This window comes from Pseudomonas sp. G7(2022), from assembly GCF_052660475.1.
This window is the reverse complement of sequence record NZ_CP109659.1, coordinates 5,179,033-5,199,853: the sequence shown is the minus strand read 5'-3', so window position 1 is coordinate 5,199,853 and position 20,821 is coordinate 5,179,033. Positions and strand designations below refer to the sequence as shown.

16 protein-coding genes are annotated in these 20,821 nt (G+C 61.8%); 9 read left to right on the top strand and 7 right to left on the bottom strand.

Annotated features, from left to right (window positions below):
- From murD to lpxC, 9 genes are all read left to right on the top strand, one after another.
- A complete protein-coding gene (gene murD / locus NE357_RS23755; RefSeq protein WP_169431858.1) occupies positions 1 to 1,347 on the top strand; it encodes a UDP-N-acetylmuramoyl-L-alanine--D-glutamate ligase in 1,347 nt (448 codons plus the stop codon).
- Complete coding sequence (gene ftsW, locus NE357_RS23750) at positions 1,344 to 2,561, top strand: putative lipid II flippase FtsW (RefSeq protein ID WP_423815203.1); 1,218 nt, start codon at positions 1,344 to 1,346, stop codon at positions 2,559 to 2,561. Before murD ends, ftsW begins: the two co-directional genes overlap by 4 nt.
- Positions 2,551 to 3,621 (top strand): undecaprenyldiphospho-muramoylpentapeptide beta-N-acetylglucosaminyltransferase, encoded by a 1,071-nt coding sequence (murG, locus tag NE357_RS23745; protein ID WP_169431857.1) that lies wholly within the window; start codon positions 2,551 to 2,553, stop codon positions 3,619 to 3,621. Before ftsW ends, murG begins: the two co-directional genes overlap by 11 nt.
- Positions 3,614 to 5,074 (top strand): UDP-N-acetylmuramate--L-alanine ligase, encoded by a 1,461-nt coding sequence (murC, locus tag NE357_RS23740; protein ID WP_169431856.1) that lies wholly within the window; start codon positions 3,614 to 3,616, stop codon positions 5,072 to 5,074. Before murG ends, murC begins: the two co-directional genes overlap by 8 nt.
- A complete protein-coding gene (locus NE357_RS23735) occupies positions 5,071 to 6,045 on the top strand; it encodes a D-alanine--D-alanine ligase (RefSeq protein ID WP_169431855.1) in 975 nt (324 codons plus the stop codon). Before murC ends, NE357_RS23735 begins: the two co-directional genes overlap by 4 nt.
- 4 nt (positions 6,046 to 6,049) lie before the next feature.
- Positions 6,050 to 6,916, top strand: coding sequence for a cell division protein FtsQ/DivIB (locus tag NE357_RS23730; RefSeq protein ID WP_169431854.1), 867 nt, complete (start codon positions 6,050 to 6,052; stop codon positions 6,914 to 6,916).
- Between the two features lie 15 nt (positions 6,917 to 6,931).
- Positions 6,932 to 8,191, top strand: a complete 1,260-nt coding sequence (gene ftsA / locus NE357_RS23725; protein WP_169431853.1) for a cell division protein FtsA — start codon at positions 6,932 to 6,934, stop codon at positions 8,189 to 8,191.
- 67 nt (positions 8,192 to 8,258) lie between these two features.
- Complete coding sequence (ftsZ, locus tag NE357_RS23720; RefSeq protein WP_085709356.1) at positions 8,259 to 9,455, top strand: cell division protein FtsZ; 1,197 nt, start codon at positions 8,259 to 8,261, stop codon at positions 9,453 to 9,455.
- A 112-nt stretch (positions 9,456 to 9,567) separates the two neighbouring features.
- The gene (gene lpxC, locus NE357_RS23715; RefSeq protein ID WP_169431852.1) at positions 9,568 to 10,479 is read left to right on the top strand and encodes a UDP-3-O-acyl-N-acetylglucosamine deacetylase; all 912 of its coding nucleotides are present in this window, start codon (positions 9,568 to 9,570) and stop codon (positions 10,477 to 10,479) included.
- Between the two features lie 61 nt (positions 10,480 to 10,540).
- On the opposite strand, the gene NE357_RS23710 is transcribed toward lpxC, so the two are convergent.
- The 7 genes from NE357_RS23710 to NE357_RS23680 all read right to left on the bottom strand — a co-directional run bounded on the left by NE357_RS23710 (position 10,541) and on the right by NE357_RS23680 (position 20,519).
- On the bottom strand, positions 10,541 to 12,049 hold the full coding sequence (locus NE357_RS23710; RefSeq protein ID WP_169431851.1) for a sensor domain-containing diguanylate cyclase: 1,509 nt from the start codon (positions 12,047 to 12,049) through the stop codon (positions 10,541 to 10,543).
- A gap of 112 nt (positions 12,050 to 12,161) precedes the next feature.
- On the bottom strand, positions 12,162 to 13,478 hold the full coding sequence (locus NE357_RS23705; RefSeq protein ID WP_169431850.1) for an OprD family porin: 1,317 nt from the start codon (positions 13,476 to 13,478) through the stop codon (positions 12,162 to 12,164).
- A 196-nt stretch (positions 13,479 to 13,674) separates the two neighbouring features.
- On the bottom strand, positions 13,675 to 13,896 hold the full coding sequence (locus NE357_RS23700; protein ID WP_169431849.1) for a hypothetical protein: 222 nt from the start codon (positions 13,894 to 13,896) through the stop codon (positions 13,675 to 13,677).
- Positions 13,897 to 14,220: 324 nt separating this feature from the next.
- Positions 14,221 to 15,585 carry a heavy metal sensor histidine kinase gene (locus NE357_RS23695; protein ID WP_169431848.1) on the bottom strand — a complete coding sequence of 455 codons (1,365 nt, stop codon included), beginning with the start codon at positions 15,583 to 15,585 and terminating at the stop codon, positions 14,221 to 14,223.
- Positions 15,575 to 16,252, bottom strand: a complete 678-nt coding sequence (locus NE357_RS23690) for a heavy metal response regulator transcription factor (RefSeq protein WP_003228008.1) — start codon at positions 16,250 to 16,252, stop codon at positions 15,575 to 15,577. Before NE357_RS23690 ends, NE357_RS23695 begins: the two co-directional genes overlap by 11 nt.
- 8 nt (positions 16,253 to 16,260) lie before the next feature.
- Positions 16,261 to 19,362, bottom strand: coding sequence for a multidrug efflux RND transporter permease subunit (locus NE357_RS23685; RefSeq protein WP_169431847.1), 3,102 nt, complete (start codon positions 19,360 to 19,362; stop codon positions 16,261 to 16,263).
- The gene (locus tag NE357_RS23680) at positions 19,359 to 20,519 is read right to left on the bottom strand and encodes an efflux RND transporter periplasmic adaptor subunit (protein ID WP_169431846.1); all 1,161 of its coding nucleotides are present in this window, start codon (positions 20,517 to 20,519) and stop codon (positions 19,359 to 19,361) included. Before NE357_RS23680 ends, NE357_RS23685 begins: the two co-directional genes overlap by 4 nt.
- Between the last annotated feature and the right edge of the window lie 302 nt (positions 20,520 to 20,821).

The window sequence follows — 20,821 nt, the reverse complement described above, 5'->3', positions numbered from 1 at the left end:
GTGTCTCTGATCGCTTCTGACCACTTCCGCATCGTTGTCGGCCTCGGCAAGAGCGGCATGTCCCTGGTTCGCTTCCTGGCGAACCGGGGTGTGGCGTTTGCCGTGGCCGACACGCGGGAAAATCCACCGGAACTGGCCACGCTCCAGCGTGACTATCCGCACGTGGAAGTGCGTTGTGGCGAGCTGGACGTCGAGTTCCTGTGCCGTGCCGACGAGCTCTACGTGAGCCCCGGCCTGGCGCTGGCGACCCCGGCCCTGCAAGCCGCCGCGGCCCGTGGTGTGAAGTTGTCCGGCGACATCGAGCTGTTCGCGCGTAACGCGAAGGCGCCGATCGTGGCCATCAGCGGTTCCAACGCGAAAAGCACTGTCACCACCCTGGTTGGTGAAATGGCGGCAGCGGCCGGCAAGCGCGTGGCGGTGGGCGGCAACCTCGGTACGCCGGCGCTGGATCTGCTCAGCGATGACGTCGAGCTGTACGTGATGGAACTGTCGAGTTTTCAGCTGGAAACCACCGATCAGCTCAACGCCGAAGTGGCGACCGTGCTCAACATCAGCGAAGACCACATGGACCGCTACAGCGGCCTGCCGGCCTATCACCTGGCCAAGCACCGGATCTTCCGTGGCGCGAAACAATTCGTGGTCAACCGTCAGGACGCCCTGACCCGGCCACTGATGGGCGAGGGCCAGCCATGCTGGACCTTCGGCCTCACCCCACCCGACTTCAAGGCGTTCGGTCTGCGCGAAGAGAATGGCGAGAAATACCTGGCCTTCGAATTCCAGAACCTGATGCCGGTGCGTGAACTGAAGATTCGCGGCGCCCACAACCAGTCGAACGCCCTGGCGGCGCTGGCGCTCGGGCACGCAGTCGGGCTGCCGTTCGACGCCATGCTAACGGCCCTGCGCAACTTCGCCGGCCTCGAACATCGCTGCCAGTGGGTGCGTGACCTGGACGGCGTCGGTTACTACAACGATTCCAAAGCCACCAACGTCGGCGCCGCCCTGGCCGCCATCGAAGGCCTGGGTGCGGACATCAGCGGCAAGGTCGTGCTGATCGCCGGCGGCGACGGCAAGGGTGCCGAATTCAAGGACCTGCGCGATCCGGCGGCTGCCCATTGCCGCGCCGTGATCCTGATGGGCCGTGACTCCGACAAAATCGGCCAGGCCATCGGTGATGCCGTGCCGCTGATCCGCGCCACCACGCTGATCGACGCCGTCGAGAAATGCCGCGCCGCCGCCCAGCCGGGTGACGTGGTGCTGCTGTCGCCGGCCTGCGCCAGTTTCGACATGTTCAAGAATTACGAAGACCGTGGTCACCAGTTCGTCCGCGCCGTGGAGGAACTGGCATGAGCCTGCGAAACATCATCAAACCGTATCCGTCTCCGATCATCACCGGACGTGGGATCGACCTCGACTTCCCCATGCTCGCCGGTTGCCTGGCGCTGCTCGGCCTGGGGCTGATCATGATCGCCTCGGCCTCGACCGAGGTGGGTGCGGTGCAATCGGGCAGCGCTCTCTACTACATGACCCGTCACCTGATCTATGTGGTGCTGGGCCTGGGCGCGTGCATCGTCACCATGATGATTCCGATCGCCACCTGGCAGCGTCTGGGCTGGCTGATGCTGATCGGCGCATTCGGTCTGTTGGTGATGGTGATCATCCCGGGGATCGGCCGTGAGGTGAACGGTTCGATGCGCTGGATCGGCTTCAGCTTCTTCAACGTTCAGCCGTCCGAAATCGCCAAGGTGTTCGTGGTGATTTACCTCGCCGGTTATCTGGTGCGTCGCCAGAAGGAAGTGCGCGAGAGCTGGATGGGCTTCTTCAAGCCGTTCATCGTGCTGCTGCCGATGGCGGGCCTGCTGCTGATGGAACCGGACTTCGGTGCCACCGTTGTGATGATGGGGGCTGCAGCGGCGATGCTGTTCCTTGGCGGGGTCGGGCTGTTCCGGTTCTCGCTGATGGTGGTGCTGGCGGTGGCGGCGGTGGTGTTGCTGATCCAGATGCAACCCTACCGGATGGCGCGTCTGACCAACTTCGCCGACCCGTGGGCGGACCAGTTCGGTGCCGGTTATCAATTGTCCCAGGCCTTGATCGCCTTCGGTCGCGGCGAGTGGCTGGGCGTTGGTTTGGGCAACAGCGTGCAGAAGCAGTTCTACCTGCCGGAAGCCCACACTGACTTCGTGTTTTCGGTACTGGCTGAAGAGCTGGGCGCGGTGGGTTCGCTGTGCACCGTGGCGCTCTTCGTGTTCGTGTGTATTCGCGGCATGTACATCGGTCTGTGGGCCGAGAAAGCCAAACAGTTTTTTGCCGCTTATGTTGCCTACGGTCTGTCGTTCCTGTGGATCGGTCAGTTCCTGATCAACATCGGCGTGAACGTCGGCCTGCTGCCGACCAAGGGCCTGACCTTGCCGTTCCTCAGTTACGGCGGCAGTTCCCTGGTGATCTGCTGTGCCTGCCTTGGCCTGTTGCTGAGGATCGAGTGGGAGAGCCGGACCCACCTGGGCAGTGAAGAGATGGAATTCCATGAGAGCGACTTCGCCGAGGAGCCGAACCATGGGCGCTAACGTATTGATCATGGCCGGCGGTACCGGTGGCCACGTGTTCCCGGCGCTGTCCTGCGCCCGTGAATTTCAGGCGCGGGGTTACACCGTGCACTGGCTCGGCACGCCACGGGGGATCGAGAACGACCTGGTGCCGGCCGCCGGCCTCGAATTGCATCGCATCAACGCCACTGGCCTGCGTGGCAAGGGCAAGCTGTCGTTGCTCAAGGCACCGTTCATGTTGCTGAAATCGGTCTGGCAGGCGCGGGCGATCATTCGCCGCCTGCGTCCGGTGTGCGTGGTTGGTTTCGGTGGTTATGTGACCGGTCCTGGTGGCATTGCCGCCAAACTGGCCGGCGTGCCGGTAATCGTTCACGAGCAGAACGCTGTGGCTGGCACCGCCAATCGGTTGCTGGTGCCGTTCGCCGCCCGGGTGTGTGAAGCGTTCCCCGACACCTTTACCCTGTCGGACAGCCGCCGTACCACCGGCAACCCGGTGCGCAGCGAGCTGTTCCTCGAAACACCGCGTGCGGCCCTGGCCGGACGCAAGGCGCGTTTGCTGATCCTGGGCGGAAGCCTGGGGGCAGAACCGTTGAACAAGTTGCTGCCTGAAGCCCTGTCGCAAGTCGCTGTCGACCTGCGTCCGGAGGTGTTTCATCAGGCCGGCAAAAATCACGATGAAGTGACTGCAGAGCGCTACCGCGCTGTCGGCGTGGACGCGCAGGTGCAGCCCTTCATCAAGGACATGGCTCAGGCCTATGGCTGGGCTGACCTGGTGGTGTGCCGCGCAGGCGCATTGACCGTCAGCGAGCTGGCCGCCGCCGGTCTGCCGTCGATGCTGGTGCCCTTGCCCCACGCGATCGACGATCACCAGACCCGCAACGCCGATTATCTGGCCCGTGAAGGCGCTGCCTTCCTGATGCCGCAAAGAACGACTGGTGCCGCGGACCTTGCCGCGCGCCTGACAGAGGTCTTGATGCAACCGCAACGACTTGAAGAAATGGCCCGAGCGGCCCGCCGTCTGGCGAAACCCGAAGCCACCCGCAGCGTGGTCGATACCTGTCTGGAGGTGGCCCATGGTTGAGAATCAGAAAGCCATGCCGCAACCGGAAATGCGCCGCATCCGTCGCATCCACTTCGTCGGAATCGGCGGCGTGGGCATGTGCGGTATTGCTGAAGTGCTGCTGAACCTGGGTTACGCCGTGTCCGGTTCCGACCTGAAGGCTTCGCCGGTCACCGAGCGCCTGGAATCCTTCGGTGCGCAGATTTTCATCGGCCACCGTGCCGAGAACGCCGCTGCTGCCGATGTGCTGGTAGTGTCGAGCGCCGTCAACACGTCCAACCCGGAAGTGGCGACCGCACTGGAACGCCGCATCCCGGTGGTACCGCGTGCCGAAATGCTTGCCGAACTGATGCGCTACCGCCACGGCATCGCCGTCGCCGGTACCCACGGCAAGACCACCACCACCAGCCTGATCGCTTCGGTGTTTGCGGCCGGTGGCCTGGATCCGACCTTCGTCATCGGTGGCCGTCTGAACGCCGCGGGCACCAATGCCCAGCTCGGCACCAGCCGTTACCTGATCGCCGAGGCCGATGAAAGCGACGCCAGTTTCCTGCACCTGCAGCCGCTGGTGGCTGTGGTGACCAACATCGACGCCGACCACATGGCGACCTACGACGGTGACTTCAACAAACTGAAGAAAACCTTCGTCGAGTTCCTGCACAACCTGCCGTTCTACGGTCTGGCGGTGATGTGCCTGGACGATCCGGTGGTGCGTGAAATCCTGCCGCAGGTGAAACGTCCGACCATGACCTACGGCTTCAGCGAAGACGCCGACGTGCGCGCCATCAATGTGCGCCAACAAGGCATGCAGACCTTCTTCACTGTGCTGCGCCCTGATCGCGAGCCGCTGGATGTGTCCGTGAACATGCCGGGCAACCACAACGTGCTCAATTCCCTGGCGACCATCTGCATCGCTACCGACGAAGGCGTCAGCGATGAAGCCATCGTACAGGGCCTGTCCGGGTTCCAGGGTGTCGGCCGCCGCTTCCAGGTCTACGGCGAACTGCCGGTGGACGGCGGCAACGTGATGCTGGTCGACGACTACGGTCATCACCCGACCGAAGTCGCGGCCGTCATCAAGGCTGTACGCGGTGGCTGGCCTGAGCGCCGTCTGGTGATGGTCTACCAGCCGCACCGCTATAGCCGCACCCGCGACCTGTACGACGATTTCGTCAATGTACTGGCCGACGCCAACGTGCTTCTGCTGATGGAAGTCTATCCGGCCGGCGAAGAGCCGATCCCGGGTGCCGACAGCCGCAAGCTGTGCAACAGCATCCGTCAGCGCGGTCAACTGGACCCGATCTACATCGAGCGTGGTGTCGACCTGGCGCCGCTGGTCAAGCCGTTGCTGCGTGCCGGCGACATTCTGTTGTGCCAGGGCGCCGGCGACATCGGCGGTCTTGCACCGAAACTGTTGAAAAGCGAGTTGTTCGCCGGTGCCGTGGCCGCACCGGTCGAGGGGAAGTTGAAATGACTGCTGCCTACGCCAACCTGTTCTCCACCATTGCCCCGAAAGACTTCGGCCGTGTCGCCGTGCTGTTCGGTGGCCTGAGTGCCGAGCGTGAAGTTTCGCTGAAGTCCGGCAACGCCGTGCTTTCTGCGCTGCAAAGCGCCGGTGTGGACGCATTCGGGATCGATGTCGGCGCCGATATTCTGCAGCGTCTGTTGAGTGAAAAGATCGACCGCGCCTTCATCATTCTCCACGGTCGTGGCGGTGAAGACGGCAGCATGCAGGGCCTGCTCGAAGTGGCCGGTATTCCCTACACCGGCAGCGGCATTCTGGCTTCGGCGCTGGCGATGGACAAACTGCGTACCAAGCAGGTCTGGCACACCCTCGGTATTCCAACGCCGCGTCACGCCGTGCTGCGCAGCGAGGCCGATTGTATTTCGGCAGCGACGGAACTGGGCTTCCCTTTGATCGTCAAACCGGCGCATGAAGGTTCAAGTATCGGGATGGCCAAAGTGAGTTCTGCGTCCGAGTTGATCGACGCATGGAAAGCGGCCAGTACCTACGATTCGCAAGTGTTGGTCGAGCAATGGATCCACGGTCCCGAGTTCACCATCGCCACCCTGCGTGACCAGGTGTTGCCTCCTATCGCCCTGGGTACGCCGCACACGTTCTACGACTACGACGCCAAGTACATCGCCAACGATACCCAGTATCGGATTCCGTGCGGGCTCGATGCCGACAAGGAAAAAGAACTCATGGACCTCACGGCGCAAGCCTGCGAGGCGCTGGGTATCGCCGGTTGGGGCAGGGCGGACGTGATGCAGGACGCCGACGGAAAATTCTGGTTCCTGGAAGTCAACACGGCTCCCGGCATGACCGATCACAGCCTGGTACCGATGGCGGCGAAAGCGGCCGGTCTGGATTTCCAGCAGCTGGTTCTGGCCATTCTGGCCGCCAGTGTCGATGCCGATGGCCATAAAGAGGCGCGAGGTTAAGACCATGCAAGGCGCACAGCTCAGACATCAGCCACCCGCTCCCGGCCGCAAGCCGGTGCCGCGGGGTGCCAGCCGAATGGTGGCCAAAGAGCCGATGTCCGCGCGCCTGCCGAAAGCCAATTTCGGGTTCCTCAAAGGCCTGTTCTGGCCGGTGCTGCTGGTGGCGCTCGGTTTCGGCACTTACGAAGGCGCGCAGCGTTTGCTGCCGTATGCCGACCGGCCGATCACCAAAATCGCCGTGCAGGGTGATCTGAGCTACATCAGCCAGCAGGCGGTGCAGCAGCGAATCGCCCCCTACGTGGCGTCGAGCTTCTTCACCATCGACCTGGCCAGCATGCGCTCGGAGCTGGAACAGATGCCCTGGATCGCTCACGCCGAAGTCCGTCGGGTGTGGCCGGATCAGGTGGTGATCCGCCTCGAAGAGCAACTGCCCGTGGCCCGTTGGGGTGACGAGTCGCTGCTCAACAACCAGGGCCAGGCGTTCACGCCCAAGGAACTGGCGAATTACGAACACCTGCCACAGCTGTTCGGCCCGCAGCGGGCCCAGCAGCAAGTGATGCAGCAATACCAGGTGCTGAGTCAGATGCTCAGGCCGTTGGGCTTCTCGATCGCGCGCCTGGAACTGCGCGAGCGTGGCAGCTGGTTCCTGACCACCGGTGCCGGCAGTTCCGGCCCCGGCATCGAGTTGCTGCTGGGACGCGGCAACCTGGTGGAAAAGATGCGCCGCTTCATTGCCATCTACGACAAGACGCTTAAAGACCAGATTACGAACATTGCGCGCATCGATCTGCGCTATGCCAACGGCCTCGCTGTTGGCTGGCGGGAACCAGTAGCGCCGACGACAGCCCAACCCGCTGTCGCAAAGAATTAAGAAGAGGCAGGACCCATGGCAAACGTGCAAAGCGGCAAAATGATCGTCGGTCTCGATATCGGCACCTCCAAGGTGGTGGCGCTGGTCGGCGAGGTTGCGGACGACGGCTCGCTGGAAATCGTCGGGATCGGCACTCATCCGTCCCGCGGCCTGAAGAAAGGCGTGGTGGTGAACATCGAGTCCACCGTGCAATCGATCCAGCGCGCGATCGAGGAAGCCCAACTGATGGCGGGTTGCCGCATTCACTCGGCGTTCGTCGGCGTGGCGGGCAATCACATCCGCAGCCTGAACTCCCACGGCATCGTGGCGATCCGCGACCGCGAAGTCAGCTCCGCTGACCTGGAGCGCGTACTCGACGCTGCCCAGGCAGTGGCGATCCCGGCGGACCAGCGTGTGCTGCATACCTTGCCGCAGGACTACGTGATCGATAACCAGGAAGGCGTGCGCGAGCCGCTGGGCATGTCCGGCGTGCGTCTGGAAGCCAAGGTTCACGTGGTGACCTGTGCCGTCAACGCTGCGCAGAACATTGAAAAATGCGTGCGTCGCTGCGGTCTGGAAATCGACGACATCATTCTCGAGCAACTGGCTTCGGCCTACTCGGTCCTGACCGACGATGAAAAAGAACTGGGCGTGTGCCTGGTCGACATCGGCGGCGGCACCACCGACATCGCGATCTTCACCGAAGGCGCAATCCGCCACACGGCCGTGATCCCGATTGCCGGCGATCAGGTGACCAATGACATCGCCATGGCGTTGCGCACCCCGACCCAGTACGCCGAAGAGATCAAGATCCGTTACGCCTGCGCTCTGGCCAAACTGGCCGGTGCCGGCGAAACCATCAAGGTGCCAAGCGTCGGCGACCGTCCGCCGCGCGAACTGTCCCGTCAGGCCCTGGCTGAAGTGGTCGAGCCGCGTTACGACGAGCTGTTCACCCTGATCCAGGCCGAGCTGCGTCGCAGCGGTTATGAAGACCTGATCCCGGCCGGCATCGTGCTGACCGGCGGTACCTCGAAAATGGAAGGCGCCACCGAACTGGCCGAGGAAATCTTCCACATGCCGGTACGCCTCGGTGTACCGCACGGCGTGAAGGGCCTGGATGACGTGGTGCGCAACCCGATTTATTCCACTGGCGTTGGCTTGTTGATGTACGGCCTGCAGAAGCAGTCCGACGGGATCTCGTTCTCGGGCATCGGCAGCCGCGACAGCTACAGCAACGAGGAGCCGCAGGCGCCGTTGCTGGACCGTTTGAAGAAGTGGGTTCAAGGCAACTTCTAAAGCTTTACCGCAGCACCGCAACAAACAGCAGTAGGCGAAAAAACTAGAGAATGTAAGGAGAGGGAAAATGTTCGAACTCGTAGACAACATCCCCGCAAGCCCGGTAATCAAAGTTATCGGTGTTGGCGGTGGCGGCGGCAACGCTGTCAACCACATGGTCAAGAGCAACATCGAAGGCGTCGAGTTCATCTGCGCCAACACCGATGCTCAAGCGCTGAAAAACATCGGCGCGCGCACCATTCTGCAACTGGGCACCGGCGTAACCAAAGGCCTGGGTGCCGGCGCCAACCCGGAAGTCGGCCGTCAGGCTGCGCTGGAAGATCGCGAGCGCATCGCTGAAGTGCTGGCGGGCACCAACATGGTGTTCATCACCACCGGCATGGGCGGCGGTACCGGTACCGGTGCGGCGCCGATCATCGCCGAAGTGGCCAAGGAAATGGGCATCCTGACCGTTGCGGTCGTGACCCGTCCGTTCCCGTTCGAAGGCCGCAAGCGTATGCAGATTGCCGACGAAGGCATCCGCATGCTTTCGGAAAGCGTCGACTCGCTGATCACTATTCCGAACGAAAAACTGCTGACCATCCTCGGCAAAGACGCCAGCCTGCTGTCGGCTTTCGCCAAGGCTGACGATGTACTGGCCGGTGCCGTTCGCGGTATCTCCGACATCATCAAGCGTCCGGGCATGATCAACGTCGACTTCGCCGACGTACGCACCGTGATGAGCGAAATGGGCATGGCGATGATGGGCACTGGCTGCGCCAGCGGTCCGAACCGTGCACGTGAAGCCACCGAAGCGGCCATCCGCAACCCGCTGCTGGAAGACGTGAACCTGCAAGGCGCACGCGGCATCCTGGTGAACATCACTGCCGGTCCTGACCTGTCCCTGGGTGAGTACTCCGACGTGGGTTCGATCATCGAAGCCTTCGCTTCCGAGCACGCGATGGTCAAGGTCGGTACCGTTATCGATCCGGACATGCGTGACGAGCTGCACGTGACTGTGGTTGCCACGGGTCTGGGCGCGAAAATCGAGAAGCCTGTGAAGGTCATCGACAACACCGTTCACACCACCATGGCTTCCGCTCCGGTGCAACAACAGGCCCCTGCGCGTCAGGAACAACCTGCTGTGAACTACCGTGATCTGGACCGTCCGACCGTCATGCGCAACCAGGCTCAGGCCGGTGCTGCGACTGCCGCGAAGATGAATCCGCAAGATGACCTGGACTACCTGGACATCCCGGCTTTCCTGCGTCGTCAGGCTGATTGATGGAATGTATCAGGGCTATGAAGGTGATTGGTGTTCAGCAAAGGCTCGGTCTGCTATTATCGCCAGCCTTTGTTGATACCAGTTCGCAATTTGCGCTGAAGCGGCCCAAGCCATGATTAAACAACGCACACTGAAAAATATTATCCGTGCCACAGGTGTAGGCCTGCACTCCGGGGAGAAGGTCTACCTGACCCTCAAGCCTGCGCCTGTCGACACTGGCATTGTGTTTTGTCGCGCTGACCTCGACCCTGTGGTGCAGATTCCTGCCCGCGCGGAAAACGTCGGTGAAACCACTATGTCGACGACGCTGATCAATGGCGACGTCAAAGTGGACACGGTAGAGCACTTGCTCTCGGCCATGGCTGGCCTGGGCATCGATAACGCCTACGTCGAGCTCTCCGCGTCCGAAGTCCCGATCATGGACGGTAGCGCAGGACCTTTCGTATTCCTGATTCAATCGGCAGGCCTGGAAGAACAGGACGCCGCCAAGAAATTCATCCGCATCCTGCGTGAAGTGACAGTGGAAGACGGCGACAAGCGCGCCACTTTCGTCCCTTTCGACGGATTCAAGGTGAGCTTCGAGATCGATTTCGATCACCCGGTATTCCGGAACCGCACCCAAAGTGCAAGCGTGGATTTTTCCAGCACTTCGTTCGTAAAAGAAGTCAGCCGCGCCCGTACTTTCGGTTTCATGAGTGACATCGAGTACCTGCGCAAGCACAACCTCGCACTCGGCGGCAGCGTTGAAAACGCAATCGTGGTCGATGCCGATGGCGTGCTGAACGAAGACGGCCTTCGCTACGAAGACGAATTCGTGAAGCACAAGATCCTCGATGCAATTGGCGATCTGTACCTGCTGGGCAACAGCCTGATTGGTGAGTTCAAGGGCTTCAAGTCCGGCCACGCACTGAACAACCAGCTTCTGCGCAAACTGATTGAGCAGAAAGACGCCTGGGAAGTCGTGACGTTCGAAGACGCCAGCACTGCACCGATCTCTTACATGCGCCCGGTTGCGGCAGTGTAAGTAAAAAACCTCTCTAGTTTTTTGAAGGCCACCTTTGGGTGGCCTTTTTTTATGCCTGTGTTCAGGACGCCAGCACCACCCGGTTCCGGCCTCCTTCCTTGGCCTGATACAGCGCCCGGTCCGCCGCGAACAACAGTTGTTCCAGACTGATTTCACTCGCTACCGTCCAGGTGCTGATACCGATGCTCACTGTCATCGGCATTTCATCGCCCTCCATACGCGGTAATTGCTCAACGCCAGCCCGCACATGCTCGGCAATCTGTCGCGCGCCTGCGCTATCGGTCTCTGCCAGGATCACCGAGAACTCTTCACCGCCGTAGCGCGCCACCAGATCCGTCGGGCGTCGCACATTCGCGGTAATGACCTTGGCCAGTTCACGCAGGGCCTGATCCCCGGCCTGATGGCCATGCCGGTCGTTGAATGCCTTGAAGTGATCGGCGTCGATCATCAGCAGTGACAAGGATTTGCCCGAGCGCTGCGCACGAAACCATTCATGACGCAACGACTGGTCGAGCATGCGCCGGTTGGCGACCCCCGTCAGAGCATCGGTGGCCGCCAGTTGGGCCAGCTCATGTTCGGCGCGCTGGCGCAGACGCAGTTCTCTGACCAGCAGCCAGGTCAGCCACAGCAGTCCGAGGCAGAGCACACCGGTGGCGCCGCTGATCAGAATTGCCGTGCGCTTCCACGCCCCGAACACTTCCTCACTCGATAGCGCCACGATCACTGTCAGCGGCAGGTTGCCGACCTGGGAGTAGGTGTACAGCCGTTGCTGATGATCCATGCTCGAAATGCTATTGAAACTGCCATTGCCGCTGCGATCGCGCAGAATCCTCACAACATTGGGACGGGCGGCGAAGCTCTTGCCGATCGAATCACTTTGCAGATAAGGCTTCTGGGCCAGCAGGATGCCGTCGTTGTTGATGATGTTCAGGGTGCTGTCGACGCCGATGTCGAGGCTGTTGAACAACTGGTCGAAATAATCGAGCTTCATTGACGCCACCGCTACGCCGAGGAATTCGCCGGTGTCCGAAGAGATACGTCGGCTGAAACTGATACGCCACTGGTTGGCGTCGTCGCAGTCGCAACGCGGCTTGAACGGGCGACTGATGAACATGCCGGCGTCGCGGTTGAAGGCGTGGGCGAGGAAGTAGTCGCGGTCGGCGAAGTTGCCCGGCAGCGGTTCGATCCGCGAAGAGTCGGCGATGACCTCGCCATGCTTGTCGAGAAGCAGGATGTCGCCCTTGAAGCGCGCGGTAGTGGAGCGGTCGAACAGCGCCAGGTGGCGGATCTGCGGCGACACGTTTTTCAGGTCGTCGCGCTGGGCGGCGGCGATCAATCCTTGCAGGGTCAGGTCATACAGTTCGACGGTGCGCAGCACATCGGCGTCGATCAGTTGGGCGATGGTGGTGGCGCTGCGAGTCGCCGATTCCTGAGCGTTGGCGCGTTCGCGAATCAGCAGAAAAGTGACGATGCACACAATCGCGATGACGCTCAGCAAACTGCCGAAGATCAGCAGCAGCTCCGGACGTCCGGTCTTGCCCGTAGCGGGTGGGGTGCGGCTCGCGATCATGGTTGGGTTATCGGTTGAAGAGTCTTATAAGCGTAGTTGTACAAACGTCGCTGCCGCACACGCAAGAAAAAGGCCAGCGTATAAGGCTGGCCTCTCTACTGTAGCGCCGATCTTAGAAGACGTTGATCGGGTAGTCGATGATCACTCGGTATTCATCGGTGTCAGTGTCCAGCGCGCCGTAACCGTTGCCGCCGCGGTTGGTGGCCCATTGCAGGCGCACGGCGAGGTCTTTGGCCTGGCCGCTCTGCACCACGTATTTGAGGTCGATGTCGCGTTCCCAGTGCTTGGCGTTGCGGCCTTCAGCGCTGTACCACGAGGCGTAGCCTTTGCTGTCCGGATCGACCTTGGTCAGGTCCAGCATACCGCGCGAGTAGGACACCGCCGAAGTCAGGCCCGGCAAGCCGACACCTGCGAAGTCGTAGGCGTACTTGAGTTTCCACGAGCGCTCGTTCGGGCCGTTGAAGTCCGAGTATTGCTGGGAGTTGTCGAGGTAGATGCTGTCGCCCTGGCTGATGTAGTCGAATGGCGTGTTGCCGTTGACCCGCTGGTACGCGGCGGTGACGCTGTGGCTGCCGATGCCGACGGTGAAATGCAGGCTGTAGGTGTTGTTGTCGATGTTGCCCAGCAGCGCCTCGCCGGTGTCCTGGGTGTGATAGAAGTGCAGGCCCGGGTTGAGGGTCACCCGATCGTTCAGCGCCCAGGTGTAATCGAGGTCGTAGTAGTACTGGTTCCAGATGTCCTTCAGCTCGGCGGCATACAGGTTGCTGGTCAGGCCTTCGACGCCGCTCCAGGACACGCCGGCCCAGTTCAGGTGCTGGCTTTTATCGCCCTCGGCGAGGGTGCCGTACGAGGTGCCGATGCGCTTGTGGCCGCTCTGGTTGTACGGCTTGGTGAAGCTCGCCTGGCCACCTTCGATCATCCAGCCGTCGAAGCTGTGGTTGGTCAGGCTGACACCGCGAAAAGTCTGCGCCAGCATGCGGCTTTCACCGCCGGCGATCACCGGGTTGGTGAGGAACAGGTCGCCGGCCTTCAGTTCGGTATCGAATGCACGCATTTTCAACGTACCGCCCGCGGTGGAGAACGAGCCCGGCGCTTTGCCGTTGCCATCGCTGACCGGCAGGATGCTGGAGTTGTCCGTACCGCCACCACCGTCGAGTTTCAGACCGAGCATGGCGTGGGCATCGATGCCAAAGCCGACCGTGCCTTCGGTGTAACCGGACTGGAATTTGCCGAGGAAACCCTGGCCCCACTCGATGTTGTCGTCCGCTTTCTGTAGGCGGTTGCGATTCATGTAGTAGTTGCGGGCGTTGAGGTTGAGGCTCGAGCCTTCGACAAAACCTTCCTTATCGGCTTCAGCGGCGTGGGCGGCAGGAGCAATCGTTGCGGCGATTGCAATGAACAGCGGGGTAAAGCGGACTGGGTAACGCACTTGCGGTAAAGCTCCTTGGGTCAACTGGCACTTCAATGTCTTGAGGTGCGGGGTGTTTCTAATGGTAAGAGACGCACCGGACCGCTTTCACACCACAACGAAAAAAGGCCACTGAAAATCAGTGGCCTGGAAGGACGACGGTTGAACGGGAAGAGCCAAACAACCGCGTCGAGGGAAACGTTTAACGTTGCGCGACTCAGCTGTCTTTCTCGGCTGCCTGAGTCTGGGAAGTTGCGGCCTGAGGGGCTTGCGTGGCGTCTTGAGCCTTGGCCATCACTTCTGCCTGATACTGTTCGAATGCCAGGGCGCGAGCGGCATTGTGCGCTACGAACGACTGCGATTCTTCAGCCATCGCCATCGGCGACAGGATCAATGAGGACAAAATGAAAGCGCTGGCAATACCCATACTGTTGGACATCTTGAAAACCTTCTTGCTTGGCAAGTGCTGTTTGGTGCGGGCAAAGATAAGGTTGCCGGGCGTCGGGAAACAGCATGATTTTCATAAATGACTGTTACAGCAAAAGCAAAAGTCACCCCCTCATCGGAACGCCGCCCGCCCAACCCTCCCGAAACGTCGGACCGCCCCCAAGGGGGCGAGGGGGAAAGGGAGCCGATTGGGGACTTTTCAGAATCTGAGTTCGACTGGATTTTTCAGGTCGGCGTAACTCGAAAGAACAACTCGGTCAGTCCCCTCTCCCTCGGGGCGGTCCGACGTTTCGGGAGGGTTAGGGTGAGGGGCTTTTCAGACCGGCAAATGAATCCCGAAAGTGTTCATCCCGCGATCACTGCGCACAAACACATCCCCACCATGCATCAGCGCAATCGCCTTGACGATCGCCAGCCCTAGCCCATGGTTATTACCGCTGTTACTGCGCGAAGCGTCGACCCGGTAAAAGCGCTCGAACAGGCGCGGCAAATGCTCGCTGGCAATCGGCGCACCGGGGTTGGCCACGCCGATGCTGACCTGATGTTCCTCGACCGTGATCTGCACTTCGATCACCTGTCCCGGCGCGGTGTGTTGCACCGCGTTACTCAGCAGATTGATCAACGCCCGGCGCAGATGGGCGATCTCGATCTGCACCTGTGCGTCGCCACTCACATGGACCTGAACCTGTGCATCTTCGAGGATGAAATCGAGGTATTCGAGGGTAGTCGCCACTTCATCGGCCAGGGAGGTCGAGGTCAGCTTGGTGGCCTTGCTGCCCTGATCGGCGCTGGCCAGAAACAGCATGTCATTGATGATCGAGCGCAGGCGTTCCAGCTCTTCGAGGTTGGATTGCAGCACTTCGAAATAATGCTCGGCGGAGCGCCCGCGAGTGAGGGCGACCTGGGTCTGGCCGATCAGATTGGTCAGCGGCGAGCGCAGCTCATGGGCCACGTCGGCGTTGAAGGATTCCAGTCGTGAATAGGCCTGTTCGACCCGCTCCAGCGTCGAGTTGAACGAGTCGACGAACTGCTCCAGTTCCGGTGGCAACGGCGACAGACGCAGACGCCCGGCCCGCAACGGCGGCGCCAGACGCTGGGCTTCGTGGGACAGTTTGATCAGCGGTTTGAGGCCGATTCGTGCCACCCAGTAACCCAATGCCGAGGCCAGCAGCACGCCGATCACCGCCAGACTCACCAGCGCGATCAGCAACTGATGCTGGGTCTGGTGAACGGTCTCGGTATCGATGCCGATCATGAAGCGCAGCGGCGGGCGCTGATCCCTGGCCGGCAGTTCGGTGAGCAGCACTTTCAGCGGATAGGGATGGCCGGGCAGTTGCAGGTCGTGCATGCCGGGCGCTCCTTGGGCAAAGGTGCGGATCAAGGCATCCGGTTCGCCGAACTCGTAGCCCGGATCGCCGCTGACTACCCAGAAACGAATGCGTTTGTCTTCTTCGCCGAGCAGCTTGAGTTTGGCGTTGATCTTCACCCAATGCTCGGGGGTGCCATAGCGGTTGAGCGCCGATTCGAGCACGCTGTAGCGCGCATCGAGTTCCGCTTCCGGCAGCAGACCCAGGCCTTTGTCCACTTGTTGATACAGCGCGCCGCCAATCAACAGGAACACCAGCAGCGCCACCAGCGTGAACATTCCGCTCAGGCGCAGGGCAATGGAGTTACTGGACACCACGGCTCTCCAGCACATAGCCCATGCCCCGGATGGTGTGCAGCAGCTTTTCGTCGAACGGCCCGTCGAGCTTGGCGCGCAGACGTTTGATCGCGACTTCGACGACGTTGGCGTCGCTGTCGAAATTGATGTCCCAGACCATTTCCGCAATCGCGGTTTTCGAGAGGATTTCGCCCTGACGCCGGGCCAGTACGCTGAGCAGCGAAAACTCCTTGGCGGTCAGGTCCAGGCGCGTGCCGGCGCGGGTGGCCTTGCGGCTGATCAGATCGATCCACAGGTCGGCGATGCTCACCTGCACCGGCTCGTGGCCGCCGCTGCGGCGGGTCAGCGCTTGCAGGCGCGCCACCAGTTCAAGGAAGGAGAACGGTTTGCCGAGGTAATCGTCGGCGCCGTCACGCAAACCCCGGATCCGGTCTTCGACCCGCTCGCGGGCGGTGAGCATGATCACCGGCGTCTGCTTGCGCGCACGCAGCGCGCGCAGTACGCCAAAGCCGTCGAGGCCCGGCAGCATCACGTCGAGGACGATCACCGCGTAGTCGCTTTCCAGCGCCAGATGCAGGCCCTCGACGCCGTCGCGGGCCAGATCCACGGTGTAACCCTGTTCCGTCAGGCCGCGGTGCAGATAGTCCGCGGTTTTCTCTTCGTCTTCGATAATCAGAACGCGCATGACCCGCCTCAGTCTGTCGTTGCCAGCGCCGCGACGGGCGCCGGTTTGGGCTTGTGGAACAGCCGCTCAAGCCACAAGTATATGACCGGCGTGGTGAACAGCGTCAGCATCTGGCTGACCAGCAGGCCACCCACCACCGCGATCCCCAATGGCTGGCGCAGTTCGGCGCCGGTGCCGTAACCGAGCATCAGCGGCAGGGCGCCGAGCAGGGCGGCGAGGGTGGTCATGATGATCGGCCTGAACCGCGTGATACACGCTTCGAAAATCGCATCCTGCGGCGACAGCCCGCGATGGCGCTGCGCTTCCAGGGCGAAGTCGATCATCAGGATGCCGTTTTTCTTGACGATACCGATCAGCAGCACCAGCCCGATCAGCGCCATGATCGAAAAGTCCTGGCCGCAGATCCACAGCATGATCACTGCGCCCAGCCCTGCTGCCGGCAGCGTCGAAATAATCGTCAGCGGATGGACGAAACTCTCGTAGAGCACGCCGAGAATGATGTACACCGCCACCAGTGCCGCGAGAATCAGCCACGGCTGACTTTTCAGCGAACTCTGGAACGCCTGGGCCGCGCCCTGGAAGTTGCCGCTGATCGCGGTCGGCATACCGATCTCGGCCTTGGCCTGATTCAGCAAAATCACCGCGTCGCCCAGCGCCACGCCGGGCGCCAGGTTGAACGACAGGTTGGCGGCCGGGAACATGCCGTCGTGGGCAATCGACAGTGGGCCGATGGTCGGCGCGTCGAATCGGGCCAGCGCCGACAGTGGCACCATTTCTCCGCTCAGCGGTGAGCGCAGGTAGAAATAGTTGAGGCTTTCGGCCTTGCCGCGCTGTTTGGTGTCCAGTTCCAGGATCACGTTGTACTGGTTGACCTGGGTCTGGAACTCGTTGATCTGCCGCTGGCCGAAGGCGTCGTACAGCGCCTCGTCGACATCACTCGCCGTCAGGCCGAAACGCGCGGCGGCGCTGCGGTCGATGCTGATGTGGGTGATGCTGCCGCCCAGTTGCAGGTCGTTGGAAATGTCACGGAACGCCGGGATGCTGCGCAGTTTTTCCGTGAGCTTCTGGGTCCAGGTGGCGAGCGTCGGCCCGTCGTTGCTTTTGAGCACGTATTGATACTGCGCACGGCTCGGTCCGGAGCTGAGGTTGATGTCCTGGCCGGCGCGCAGGTAAAGCACGATGCCCGGGACTTTCATCAGTTTCGGACGAATGCGGTCGATGAACTGGCTGGCCGAGACGTCTCGTTCACCCCGTGGTTTCAGGGCAATCCAGAAGCGGCCGTTGGCGATGGTCTGGTTGCTGCCGGACACGCCGACCGAGTGGGAAAACGCCTGGACGGCCGCGTCGGCGGCGACGATTTCGGCCATCGCCAAGTGTTTTTTCACCATGTCGCTGTAGGAGATATCGGCGGCGGCTTCGGTGGTGCCGAGGACGAAACCGGTGTCCTGCACCGGGAAGAAACCCTTGGGGATAAACACGTATCCGCCAATCGCCAGCGCGACGGAAATGCCGAACACGCCGATCATCAGTTTCTGGTGGGCGAGGGCGCGGCGCAGGCCGTTTTCGTACCAGCCGAGCAGCCGTTCGCTGAAGCCCGGTTTGTCATGGGCGTGATGCACCGGTTTACGCATGAACAGCGCGGCCAGCGTCGGCGCGAGGGTCAGCGACACCACCACGGAAATCATGATGGTCGAGGTGGCCGTCAGGGCGAACTCCTTGAACAGACGCCCGACCACACCGCCCATGAACAGCAGCGGAATGAACGCTGCCACCAGCGAGAAACTGATCGAGACCACGGTGAAACCGATCTCGCCGGCGCCCTTGATCGCGGCGTCACGCATGCTGTCGCCGGCCTCCAGATGGCGGTGAATGTTTTCCACGACCACGATGGCATCGTCGACCACGAAGCCCACCGCCACCACGATGGCGACAAGTGTCAGGTTGTTCAGGCTGAAACCGAGCAAATACATCAAGGCGAAACTGGCGGTCAGCGACACGCCGAGCACCGCCGAGACAATCATCGTCGCCGACAGCTGGCGCAGGAACAGTGCCATGACCGCCACCACCAACAGGATCGCGATCAGCAGGGTGATTTCCACTTCATGCAGGGACGCGCGGATGGTCTGGGTGCGGTCGATCAGGGTTTTGACTTGCACCGAGGCCGGCAGCATGGCTTCGAGGCCGGGCAGGGCGGCCTGAATCCGGTCCACGGTCTCGACGATGTTGGCGCCGGGCTGGCGCGAGATCACCAGGTTCACGCCCGGCCGATCACCGGCCCAGGCTTGCACGTAGGCATCTTCCGAACCGTTGACGACTTTGGCGACATCCTTGAGGTGAACCGGGGCGCCATCCTTGTAGGAAACGATGAGCTGGCTGTATTCCTCGGGGTGGAACAACTGGTCGTTGGTCGACAGCGTGGAAATGCTCGAGTCGCCGTACAGCGCGCCTTTGGCGAGGTTGAGGCTGGTCTGCTGGATCGCCACACGAATGTCGGCGAGGGTCAGGCCGATGGCCGCCAGTTTGTCCGCCGAAGCTTGAACACGGATTGCCGGACGTTGCTGACCGGTGATGTTGATCTGGCCTACGCCGTCGATCTGACTGATCTGACGGGCGAGCAGGGTTTCCACCAGGTCGCTGAGTTCGGTGCCGGGCATTTGCGTGGAGCTGACGCTGAGGATCAGCACCGGGCTGTCGGCCGGGTTGACCTTCTTCCAGGTCGGCAGGGTCGGCATGTCTTTCGGCAGCTTGCCGGCGGCGGTGTTGATCGCGGCCTGCACTTCCTGGGCGGCGGTGTCGATGCTCTTGTCGAGGGTGAATTGCAGGGTCAGCAGGCTGGAGCCCAGCGCACTGCTGGAGGTCATCTGGGTCATGCCGGGGATGGCGCTGAATTGCACCTCCAGCGGCGTGGCCACGGATGAGGCCATGGTGTCCGGGCTGGCGCCTGGCAGTTGGGCGGAGACCTGGATCGTCGGAAATTCCGCTTCCGGCAGCGGGGCAATCGGCAAGCGCGGGAAGGCAATCACCCCGACCAGCACCAGCGCGATGGTCAGCAGAATCGTCGCCACCGGGTGATCGATGCACCAGGTCGAAACGCCTTTGTGCTGCTTCATGGCTTGGGCTCCGCTTGCACCACCTGCGGCGGTTCGCTCATGACCTGCACGGTCGAACCGGGCTTGAGCCGCGACTGGCCATCGCTGACCAATACGTCGCCAGGCTTCACGCCCTTGATGATGTCCTGGCCGCTGCCCTGATAAACCATCTGCACCTGCACCGCTTCAACCTTGTCGCCGTTGACCCGGTACACGAAGTGTTGATCGAGGCCCCGCTGTACGACAGTGGGCGGGACCACCAGCGCATTTTTATCCAGTGCCGTCTGAATCTTTACCGTTACCAGCAGGCCCGGCCAGAGCTTCTGGTTGGGGTTGTCGAATTCGGCCTTGGCGCGGATGGTGCCGGTGTTGGCGTTGATCTGGTTGTCGATCAGGGTCAGGTGACCTTCGCCGAGCAGGTTGCCGGTTTCACCGTCGGTGTCGGCGCCGATGTAGGCCTTGACTTGCGCGCGCTGCGGGTCGCTGATCAGACCTTGCAGGGTCGGCAGCATTTGCTGGGGCAGGGAGAACTCGACGGCGATCGGGTCGATCTGGGTCACGGTGAACAGACCCTGGGTGTCGGTCATGCGCAGGAAGTTGCCTTCGTCGACTGTGCGAATCCCGACGCGACCGGTGACCGGGGAGCGAATCTGGGTGTAGGAAAGTTGTACCTGTGCCGCGTCAATCGAGGCTTGATTGCCTTGGGCGGTGGCCTTGAGTTGGTTGACCAGTGCCTGTTGCTGGTCGTAGGTCTGCTTGGAGACGCCGTCGTCGACACTGAGCAGTTTGTAGCGCTTGAGGTTGACCAGCGCCACTTGCAGTTGCGCCTGGCTTTCGCCCAGTTGTGCCCGGGCCTGGTCGAGGCTGGCGCGGATCGAGCGGTCGTCGATGGTGGCGAGCAGGTCGCCCTGTTTCACCAACTGGCCCTCTTTGACGAAGAGCTTGGTGAGGATGCCGTCGATCTGCGGGCGCACCACCACGCTGTGCAGCGAGAGCACCGAGCCGATGCCGCTGGTGTAGCGGGGGACGTCTTTTTCGCTGACAGCGACGACCCGTACCGGGATGGCGCTGGGGGCCGCGAGTTTGGCCGGGGCGGGTTTGTATGCGTACCACAGACCGGCGGCTGCGAGGGCGATCAGCAGGGTGGCGAGCAGGGCCTTTTTCTTCTGGATTTGCATGCTTGTGGGGCGCCAGGGGGACGGGGTTTGGGCAGGTTTTGTCTTTATAAACTTGTTTGGGGGTCAGGAGGGTGACGGCTGGCTGACGGCGCTGTCAGTTTCGGCTTTTGATTTGGCGGCCTTTGGGCCGACCATGCTGGTTTTGGGTTGTGTGTATATCCGTTTTTTCGGGTGTTGCGGCTGGCGGTTTCGCCCTTACGGCGAGTCCCTTTTGGCAAACGCCCGGAATGCCGGCCCAGCCAAAAGGAACCAAAAGGTCTAGGCCCCGGCGTACGGCACCTCGCTGTGGCTCGGCGTCCCTT

What these genes read in the sequence shown, in the direction of transcription:
- NE357_RS23710 (WP_169431851.1), bottom strand. Translation starts at nt 12,049, where the DNA reads ATGATCGCGAGCCGCACCCCACCCGCTACGGGCAAGACCGGACGTCCG.
- NE357_RS23680 (WP_169431846.1), bottom strand. Translation starts at nt 20,519, where the DNA reads ATGCAAATCCAGAAGAAAAAGGCCCTGCTCGCCACCCTGCTGATCGCC.
- lpxC (WP_169431852.1), top strand. Translation starts at nt 9,568, where the DNA reads ATGATTAAACAACGCACACTGAAAAATATTATCCGTGCCACAGGTGTA.
- murG (WP_169431857.1), top strand. Translation starts at nt 2,551, where the DNA reads ATGGGCGCTAACGTATTGATCATGGCCGGCGGTACCGGTGGCCACGTG.
- ftsZ (WP_085709356.1), top strand. Translation starts at nt 8,259, where the DNA reads ATGTTCGAACTCGTAGACAACATCCCCGCAAGCCCGGTAATCAAAGTT.
- ftsA (WP_169431853.1), top strand. Translation starts at nt 6,932, where the DNA reads ATGGCAAACGTGCAAAGCGGCAAAATGATCGTCGGTCTCGATATCGGC.
- NE357_RS23700 (WP_169431849.1), bottom strand. Translation starts at nt 13,896, where the DNA reads ATGTCCAACAGTATGGGTATTGCCAGCGCTTTCATTTTGTCCTCATTG.
- NE357_RS23730 (WP_169431854.1), top strand. Translation starts at nt 6,050, where the DNA reads ATGCAAGGCGCACAGCTCAGACATCAGCCACCCGCTCCCGGCCGCAAG.
- NE357_RS23690 (WP_003228008.1), bottom strand. Translation starts at nt 16,252, where the DNA reads ATGCGCGTTCTGATTATCGAAGACGAAGAGAAAACCGCGGACTATCTG.
- murC (WP_169431856.1), top strand. Translation starts at nt 3,614, where the DNA reads ATGGTTGAGAATCAGAAAGCCATGCCGCAACCGGAAATGCGCCGCATC.
- NE357_RS23735 (WP_169431855.1), top strand. Translation starts at nt 5,071, where the DNA reads ATGACTGCTGCCTACGCCAACCTGTTCTCCACCATTGCCCCGAAAGAC.
- ftsW (WP_423815203.1), top strand. Translation starts at nt 1,344, where the DNA reads ATGAGCCTGCGAAACATCATCAAACCGTATCCGTCTCCGATCATCACC.
- NE357_RS23685 (WP_169431847.1), bottom strand. Translation starts at nt 19,362, where the DNA reads ATGAAGCAGCACAAAGGCGTTTCGACCTGGTGCATCGATCACCCGGTG.